At 41.2% G+C, this 8,398-nt stretch carries 9 protein-coding genes; 7 read left to right on the top strand and 2 right to left on the bottom strand.

Features of this window, described 5'->3' with window-relative positions:
* Positions 1-146 precede the first annotated feature (146 nt).
* The 4 genes from ACFFAP_RS25390 to ACFFAP_RS25405 all read left to right on the top strand — a co-directional run bounded on the left by ACFFAP_RS25390 (position 147) and on the right by ACFFAP_RS25405 (position 3,749).
* Entirely contained in the window at positions 147-983 is an 837-nt protein-coding gene (locus ACFFAP_RS25390) for a S1C family serine protease (protein WP_375513815.1), read from the top strand.
* On the top strand, positions 980-1,612 hold the full coding sequence (locus ACFFAP_RS25395; RefSeq protein WP_375513816.1) for a response regulator transcription factor: 633 nt from the start codon (positions 980-982) through the stop codon (positions 1,610-1,612). The genes ACFFAP_RS25390 and ACFFAP_RS25395 overlap by 4 nt, the downstream gene beginning before the upstream one ends.
* A 298-nt stretch (positions 1,613-1,910) precedes the next feature.
* Complete coding sequence (locus tag ACFFAP_RS25400; protein ID WP_334745051.1) at positions 1,911-2,324, top strand: heme-binding protein; 414 nt, start codon at positions 1,911-1,913, stop codon at positions 2,322-2,324.
* A gap of 207 nt (positions 2,325-2,531) precedes the next feature.
* Positions 2,532-3,749: a glycosyltransferase family 4 protein gene (locus ACFFAP_RS25405; protein ID WP_375513817.1), complete on the top strand. Its 1,218-nt coding sequence runs from the start codon at positions 2,532-2,534 to the stop codon at positions 3,747-3,749.
* Between the two features lie 224 nt (positions 3,750-3,973).
* Here the strand turns inward: ACFFAP_RS25405 and ACFFAP_RS25410 are convergent, their stop codons facing one another.
* Both ACFFAP_RS25410 and ACFFAP_RS25415 read right to left on the bottom strand, forming a co-directional pair.
* Positions 3,974-4,255, bottom strand: a complete 282-nt coding sequence (locus tag ACFFAP_RS25410; protein ID WP_375513818.1) for a hypothetical protein — start codon at positions 4,253-4,255, stop codon at positions 3,974-3,976.
* Positions 4,248-4,481, bottom strand: a complete 234-nt coding sequence (locus ACFFAP_RS25415) for a hypothetical protein (protein WP_375513819.1) — start codon at positions 4,479-4,481, stop codon at positions 4,248-4,250. Before ACFFAP_RS25415 ends, ACFFAP_RS25410 begins: the two co-directional genes overlap by 8 nt.
* Positions 4,482-4,842: 361 nt before the next feature.
* On the opposite strand from ACFFAP_RS25415, the gene ACFFAP_RS25420 reads away from it, so the two are divergent.
* The 3 genes from ACFFAP_RS25420 (at position 4,843) to ACFFAP_RS25430 (ending at position 8,174) form a co-directional block, all read left to right on the top strand.
* Positions 4,843-5,094, top strand: a complete 252-nt coding sequence (locus ACFFAP_RS25420) for a hypothetical protein (protein WP_375513820.1) — start codon at positions 4,843-4,845, stop codon at positions 5,092-5,094.
* Positions 5,095-5,876: 782 nt separating this feature from the next.
* Positions 5,877-7,097 carry an MFS transporter gene (locus tag ACFFAP_RS25425; protein WP_375513821.1) on the top strand — a complete coding sequence of 407 codons (1,221 nt, stop codon included), beginning with the start codon at positions 5,877-5,879 and terminating at the stop codon, positions 7,095-7,097.
* A 99-nt stretch (positions 7,098-7,196) separates the two neighbouring features.
* Positions 7,197-8,174 carry a hypothetical protein gene (locus ACFFAP_RS25430; RefSeq protein ID WP_375513822.1) on the top strand — a complete coding sequence of 326 codons (978 nt, stop codon included), beginning with the start codon at positions 7,197-7,199 and terminating at the stop codon, positions 8,172-8,174.
* Positions 8,175-8,398 lie beyond the last annotated feature (224 nt).

Consider the following 8,398-nt stretch of genomic DNA (forward strand, 5'->3'; position numbering starts at 1 on the left):
TTGAGCCTCTGAACTCGGAACTCTCAGAATTTGCTTTCCAAAGTTGGGTTGACTGATATCTTGCAGCATTCTCAATTATCCCAACCCGACTAAAAACTATTGTCAGCCAACAGATTCTACTTTGACATGGGGAAAAATTGTATAACATGGCAAACACAACATTAACTAACATCGCTGCTGAATTAACAGAGGTAGCTGCTAGGCTGCGCGATCGCACTGTTAAAATCAAAAGCGGCTCTCTGGGAGTCGGTTCTGGTGTAATTTGGCAATCTGACGGACTAATTATCACTAATGCTCATGTTGCAACCAGCAACCGTGCAACTGTGGAATTGGCAGACGGAAGGGTATTTGATGCGGTGCGTACACAATTCGATCCACAGCAGGATTTAGCAGCCCTGAAAATTGTCGCCACTGATTTAACTGCTGCAACTATCGGCAATTCTGAGGCGCTACGAGTGGGTGAATTAGTTTTGGCGGTGGGTAATCCCTTTGCTGACAGTGGTGCTGTGACAACTGGAATTATCTATGGAAAGAATCCGCAGGCTGTAATGGCTGATTTGCAGCTGTATCCTGGAAATTCTGGGGGGCCACTTGCCGACTGTCAAGGCCTTGTCGTGGGAATTAACACCATGATTGTTAATGGTTTGGCTGTTGCAGTTCCCAGCAATACTGTAGAGCGTTTTTTACAAGGTAATAGTCGTCCGCAACTGGGAGTTACACTGCAACCTGTGCTTTTAGGTAGGCGTAGCTTGGGTTTATTGGTGTTGTCAATTCTACCTAAGAGTGCGGCGGAAACTGCTGGTGTACAAATCGGCGATGTTTTAATTGGAGTTTCCGGGCGATTATTTACTAGCATGAATGATTTAACTAAATATCTCCATGACAGTAAAGGATCTGTACCGCTACAACTCCTACGCAGTGGGAAGCAATTCGTGATTTATGTTGACGTACAGTCTGGTAAAACTGCTGTGGAGGCGACATGATCCGAGTGATGGTAGTTGCCACTTCCCCTGTTGTACGCGCAGGGTTATCAGCTGTGGTGACTACCAATCCTCGGCTGACGGTTGTGGGGAGTGCATCCGATTTGGATGTATTGACGAGTGAAGTTGGGCAATTACAACCAGATGTGGTGCTGGTAGATTTGAGTAACAATCTTCAACAATCAGTGTGGGAAAAATTGCTGGTTATTCAAGAACAGCAATATCCATTAGGAATGATCGTCATTGTTGAGGAACTTGACAGCATTGATTTAGAGACGGGATTACGTTCTGGTATCCGGGGGATATTGCCCAGTACTAGCACAGAGTCAGAAATAGTCGCGGCTGTGGAGGCGATCGCTTTTGGTTTGGTGGTGCTGCACCCGGATGCTGTAGAATTATTATCTATCCGCGAAAAAGTGGTGGCAAATCCCGTACAAACCTTGACACCACGTGAGATAGAGGTTTTAGGAATGCTTGGTTCAGGGTTGGGGAATAAAGCGATCGCTAAAGGCTTGCACATTTCGGAGCATACCGTCAAATTTCATCTCTCATCCATTTTTCAAAAGCTCAGTGTCTCCAGCCGCACCGAGGCTGTTGCTGTGGGTGTGCGACTGGGTTTGATTATGCTTTGATCTGTAGTGATTATCAGTTGAATGGAATTGATCATCAGCTAAGATCCCGTCTAAGGAATAAGAATTAAATAACATACAATTTATGTCCCTGACTTACCTCACCCTCAATCCCTCTCCGATATATTGGAGAGGGAAGCAAAATAGAGGATGAAGTTTTGCATTTTATTTAATCCACGTTCCTAAGGAGCGCTTGAAGTCTTCTTGGTCTTAAAGGGGTACACCGAGAATTTATGCTCGTGATATCCTTTATTGATGACACGCCCTCAACGCACACATTTCTACGATTGAAAGAATTACCATGACTTCTGACAAACATTCTGTATCCTTGGATGACGCACGACGAATACTAGCGGCTGGAGAAGCGAAGGCTCGTGCAATCGGACAACCAATGAATCTTGCGGTTGTTGATGCTGGCGGGAATCTTGTTGCTCATATTCGTATGGATGGTGCGTGGATCGGAAGTATCGATATCTCAATTAACAAAGCATTTACTGCGCGTGCGTTTGATCTCTCTACCAAATCCCTTGGTGAGGATGCTCAACCAGGAAAACAATTTTATGGTATTCACGCCTCAAATGGAGGAAGAATCATGATCTTTGCCGGCGGTATACCACTTCAACGCGATGAGCAGATAGTTGGTGCGATCGGAGTAAGTGGTGGTAGCGGTGAACAGGATCAAGCTGTAGCTGAGGCAGCTGTCGCAGCTTTCTAATACCATTTAGACATCCTTAAAATAGAAGCAGCGCCCATTTAGCAGTGAGATTAGCAAGTCCACCCAAAAATCGTAACCACACCGAACTATTGTAGTCATCTACCAAACACCAGGAGGAAACGCGCGTTTCCTCCTGGTGTTTTTAGACGTGACATACAGCCTCCAATGAGGGCATGGTGTATATATCACATTTGATTCATTACTTGTATGAACATTTTAATGCTATCTTCCACCTTTCCCTACCCACCAACACGCGGAGGAACCCAAGTCAGGACATTTAATTTACTTAAATACCTAAGTCAACGCCATACTGTTACCCTCGTGACTCAACGTGAGGGCGATGTTACAGACGCAGAAGTAGCAGGATTACGCGATTGTGTGGATCATCTAGCCATTTTTGAACGTCCGCCAGATTCTCAAACCACCGGAATATTGCAGAAAATACAGCGATTTGGGAGATTTTTACAACAGGGGACACCGCCAAGCGTACTTAATCGCTACTCAGTTGAGATGCAAACATGGGTTGATAACTGGGTGGAAGCGGGGAAATGTGATGTAATTACTTGCGAACATAGCGTCAATGAAATTTATGTGCAGCCACATTTCCAGAAACAGCTAAAAACCATAGTTAATGTTCATAGTTCTGTTTATGCTACCTGTCGGAACCAATTAGCAACAGGCATTTCAGAAAATTCATTCAGAGACAAAATTAATTTACCCCTTTTACGTCGTTATGAGCAAAGCTACTGTGCTAAATTTGCAGCAATTGTCGCCACAACAGAAGAAGATAAAATTCAACTACAAGAGTTTAACCCCAATAGTGAAATTACTGTTATTCCTAATGGCGTTGATTTAGTTTCTTTCCCTAACCGAACTACCGATCCCGGTGGACACCGTTTAATTTTCATCGGTGCAATGGATAATTTGGCAAATATTGATGCTGTCTGCTTTTTCAGCAACGAAGTTTTGCCAGAAATTCAAAAATTGTATCCTGATACAACTTTCGATATTGTCGGTTCTCATCCAGTGTCAGAAGTTTTAGCACTTGATAAAAAACCAGGAATTAATGTGCTTGGGCGTGTACCTTTGATGGCAGAATATTTACATCAAGCCACCATCTGCGTTGTACCGATGCGGACTGGGTTTGGGATTAAAAATAAAACTTTAGAGGCAATGGCAGCTGGTGTACCTATAGTGGCTAGCGATCGCGGCTTAGAAGGATTAGCCGTAGATGGTGCTGGTCATCCATTACGGGCATTACGAGCAAATAAACCGGCAGAGTACGTCACCGCTATTAATCAACTATTTGAGCATTTACATCTGCGTTCAAAATTGTCTTACAACGGCAGACAACTGGTAGAAACAGAATTTACTTGGGATATTACTGGTAAAAGCTATGAACAAGTGTGTCTTAAAAGAGATTAATACTAATTCGTAATGGGCTACACTAACGTAATTAGCACACACATAAAAATGCTTGAGCTATATAGAGATCCTACCCCTAACTTCTAGATAGATTCTAATTGTTCTTTCTTGTCGGTGTGGGACAGATGTGTGTAGAGACGTTGCAATACAATGTCTCTATATCTGCCGTGAAAATTATCTTATCTAAATCGGATTGGTTCAGGGTTAGCTTGTAAATAAACACATTAATTATTGTCGTATTTAGTTGAAGCACCTAACACAAGTAATTTCTTCTGCTTACGTTTATTTTTATTTTTGAGAGTAGTCAAATAATTATCAACGTAGCGAAAAGCAGCTGCACCATCGTAATCAGCAATGGCTATAGCTTGTAAGAAAACCTTTGAAGGGATTTCAAACTCTAAAAATTTTTCTGTTAAAATTAACAAATCTTTATCTGTGGCAGGAAAAGTAGTTTCTTCTCCCTCTTCTGGATCGGAAAATATATCTTCAATTAATGCTTTATACATTTTGTACTTCCCCAAAAGCATAAGACGCAAAGCCTGTGATAAAGTCTAGCTGCTGATCGCGAGTTTGTAAGTTTAGTGGGAGTTCAGTATCAGCACATCCTATCTCCCGCAAAATCTCCAAACAATAAATACCGAGTTGAGTGTATAGAACTTGCTCCAATTCTTGAGCTATTTCTAGAGCCATCTCCAGATTGACTTGGATAACCGTCTTTACAGGGTTGGTCATAAACACGCCCTAATAAACTGGATGCTCTAAGTTTTGATCACAAGTTTAAATAACGTAACGGTGTTTTTGCGGATTTTATGAAGATGCGAAAATAAAGTATCAGCGCATTTGCGGTAATATAGGAATCCGATTTGATTTATGAAAAAATTTAAGTATATGTAGGGTGTGTTATCGCCAAGAGTACGGCACCAAACTATCTGATGGTGCGTTAGCCAGAGGCATAACGCACCCTACGTGTATTTCACGCAATCAAATATGAATCCTATATATCCAAAATTATGCAAATAAGTCCCAGATGCGATCGCTGTTTGCGTAGGAGACGCACTAGTACTGCAAGAAGGTGGTTTAATTAGATGTAAATATGACCCCAACTAAGAATCCTCAGATTACTCCACCGTTTATCTTTCAAACGTTACCTCCACCTGGCATTCGGACTAACTTCGCCCAAGGAGATTTTATTCTCTTCGGAGGTATAAACCCAGCAGGTTTTCAACCTCTTCCTCCTGCTTCTCCCGATCCTTGGACTCAGGGGAACAGAGAAGCTTTAACCATTAGTTTTAGCCTAGCCTGTTTATGGCGCGGGTACTCAGATAGCTGTAGATATAGTCCTTAGCTCAAGACATTTCTGAATAATAAATTGCCAGGTCAATTAAAACAGCCCTTTTCCCAGTAGGAACAATACAGTTCGGTTAAGGATAAAGGATAAATTCAAACATGCACCCCTTTTCCCAGATCGCACTCTTAGGTGAAGAGTGCTTATCTGAACCATATTGTCAAGAGGGAATACAAACTAATTTAATCGGTATATCAGATAATTTATTTTCCGGAAATCGCCTAAGAGTGATTGTAGTTAACAATTACGTAGCTTATTTCTCGCCGCAGGCGAGTTTATTATCAATGGCGAATTATTTTGACGCTGTGGAAACGTCAAAATAATTCGTCATTGAATAAGTTCAGGTTTACGACATACTCAAAATTCTGTCAAACCTAAGCTCCACATAATTTTTATCTTTAGCAAGATTAAAATCAATGTCATACAAAGAATTAGAAGACATCATAGACGGTAAGATACAAAAAGCTATACGCAAGCACGAGGTCATAGTTGCTTTTATTAGTAGTATTATTGGCTTTATTTTTATAGTGGGTTTGTTCCATGCTATTTTGCTCAACCACACTCAAATTCAATCATTTTGCTTGAGATGATTACTGGTTGCGTTGAATGGGTCTTTATTATCAAGCGTTCCTTAATGTCCATAAAATTAATCAAAGTTATACCTATTATCTAAAAAACTGCATAAAATCAGGCTTGGTCAGACTTGAGGTTTAAGCTTTTTGTTCTATGCAACCTCACAGGTAATCGATATTCCAGATATTTTTATAAAAGTGAATTGCACTATGGAGAATAAAAATAATAGCAGGGCTATATTCGTCTTATTTTTGACTGTATTTATAGACTTGCTCGGCTTCGGAATTATCCTGCCGATACTGCCTTTGTATGCTGAACAATTTGGCGCAAAACCTAATGAAGCGACACTACTTGTAGCGATTTATTCTTTAATGCAGTTCTTATTTGCACCATTATGGGGCAAGTTTAGCGATCGCTACGGTCGTCGTCCGATTTTATTACTTACTTTATTAGGTTCTGTAATTGCATACGCAGGGTTAGGTTTTGCCAACTCATTATGGATTTTGTTTATTGCTCGTAGTCTTGCCGGGATTATGGCAGGCAATATTGCTACTGCTCAAGCCTACATAGCAGATATTACCACGCCAGCTAATCGAGCTCGTGGCATGGGCATAATCGGAGCAGCTTTTGGTCTTGGCTTTATTCTCGGCCCAGCTATTGGAGGTCTTCTGATCGGGTCTGATCCGAACAACGCTAACTTTCATCTACCATCGTTGTTTGCAAGCGGATTATCTTTATTGGCATTGCTTTGTGCTTTGATGTTACTTCCAGAATCTCTAAATTCTGAGACTAGAGCCAAAATCCAAGCTCATCGCTACCGTCAGCGACGGCTGAACTTGCTACAACTGTCAGAACGTCCACAGTTTTGCTTGCTTCTTGGCATTTACTTTTTGGTGACCTTTGCTGTTGCAGCTATTGACTCCACATTGGCTTTATGGTCTAAGCAGCAATTAAACTGGGCCCCTCAACAAACTAGTTATCTTTTTGCTTTCATGGGGATTGTCAGCACAATCATTCAAGGAGGACTGATCAGATTCCTCAAGAAATACTTCGGTGAAATAAAGTTACTGATTTTGGGGATATTAGGATTAGGTTTAGGATTACTGCTAATTGGATTCTCACAAAGCTTAATTTTATTGTTGGTTGCCACCACGCTTGTAGCATGGGGAATTAGTGTCAGTCAACCAATATTAAACAGCCTGATTTCCCAAATGACAGCCCCAGAAGAACAAGGACAAATATTAGGTATTGCTAGTTCTTGCTCTGCGTTGGCACGCATCGTTGGCCCAATGTGGGCAGGGGTTAGTTTTATGAAATTTGGGAGTTATGCTCCTTTTTTGAGTGGATTTTTAGTAATACTGGTAGCTTTGACTCTTAGTTTGCGAGTGACTACAAGCGCATCTGAATCAAAGATAGAACGTGTAGCCTGACAATCCTGATTTCAAAGCTTAATAATTTTTTTAAATAGCCTTGTATTAAAGATTTTTAATCCTAAATCTAAAATCTAAAATCTAAAATCTAAAATTAATATGACAGGTCGTCGAGTATTGTTTTTAGGCATCATTGTAAGCATCCTCCTCACTTACGCAATTTGGGTAGGTGGGAGCATTCCTGCAAGCATCACCAAACTTCCTGACCAAGGATTAAACTGGTATTACTGGAAGCTTCCCCAACCAACCTTTTGGAGTCGAGCGACGGCTTGGGGTATGTACATTGGGCATCAGTTTAGCATCTGGGGGTGTATCTTGTGGGCGCAGCGATCGCAGTTGAAATACAAATCAGCCTTGCATCCGATAAATTACTTCATGCTTGCTATTAATGGTGCATTCATCGCTTTACACTTTCTCCAGACCTATATTTGGTACGATGCTTTAGCTCAAGATACCTCAATTTGGGCTTCTCAAGGTGCAGTTGTCCTCCTACTGGTGTTCGTACTAATTTTAGAAACGCCTCGACGCGGTTTGTTTTTTGGCAATTCTGTTCCATTCCATCAACAGTTTTTGCAAATTATCAAGCTGTACCACGGCTACTTTTTCTCCTTCGCTGCTATCTACACTTTTTGGTATCATCCAATGGAAGCGACTGCGGGGCACTTAATTGGTTTTCTCTATATGTTCTTGCTTCTGCTGCAATCGTCGTTGATATTTAACCGCACCCATGTAAACCGTTGGTGGACATTCACTTTGGAAATTACGGTGGTTTTACATAGTTTAGTTGTATCTTTGATGTTAGGACAAAGCAAGTGGCCAACATTTCTCTTTGGTTTTCTTGGCATTTTAATACTTACTCAACTCCACGGTTTACCTGTGAGTATCTTGACTAAACGTACTATCTACGGAACCTTTTTAGTGAGTGTAATGGCCGTTTATGGACTGACAGAACGCGGCTTGGGCAGAATTTACGAAATAACCTATATTCCTCTGATTGAGTTTGGACTGGTTGGCGTAATTTACTTAATCTTCTTGTTATTCTTATGGACAATTTCTCGTTTATCTTTCAAGACGTAATTTGATATCAGGCGATGGCGTAGCGTCTCTAAGAATTGGACGCAAAGAGAAGAAAGAAAAAGATTTAGGACTGCTATATATAAGCAACAGATACCTCGAAGTCATGTTGAGGTACTTGAAAGTCGTGTTAAGGTACTCCAAAGTCGTGTTGAGGTACTCCAAAGTCGTGTTGAGGTACTTCAAAGTCGTTTTGAGGTACTTCAAAGTCGTTTTGAGGTACTTCA

Source organism: uncultured Nostoc sp., from assembly GCF_964245575.1.
GTDB lineage: Bacteria > Cyanobacteriota > Cyanobacteriia > Cyanobacteriales > Nostocaceae > Nostoc.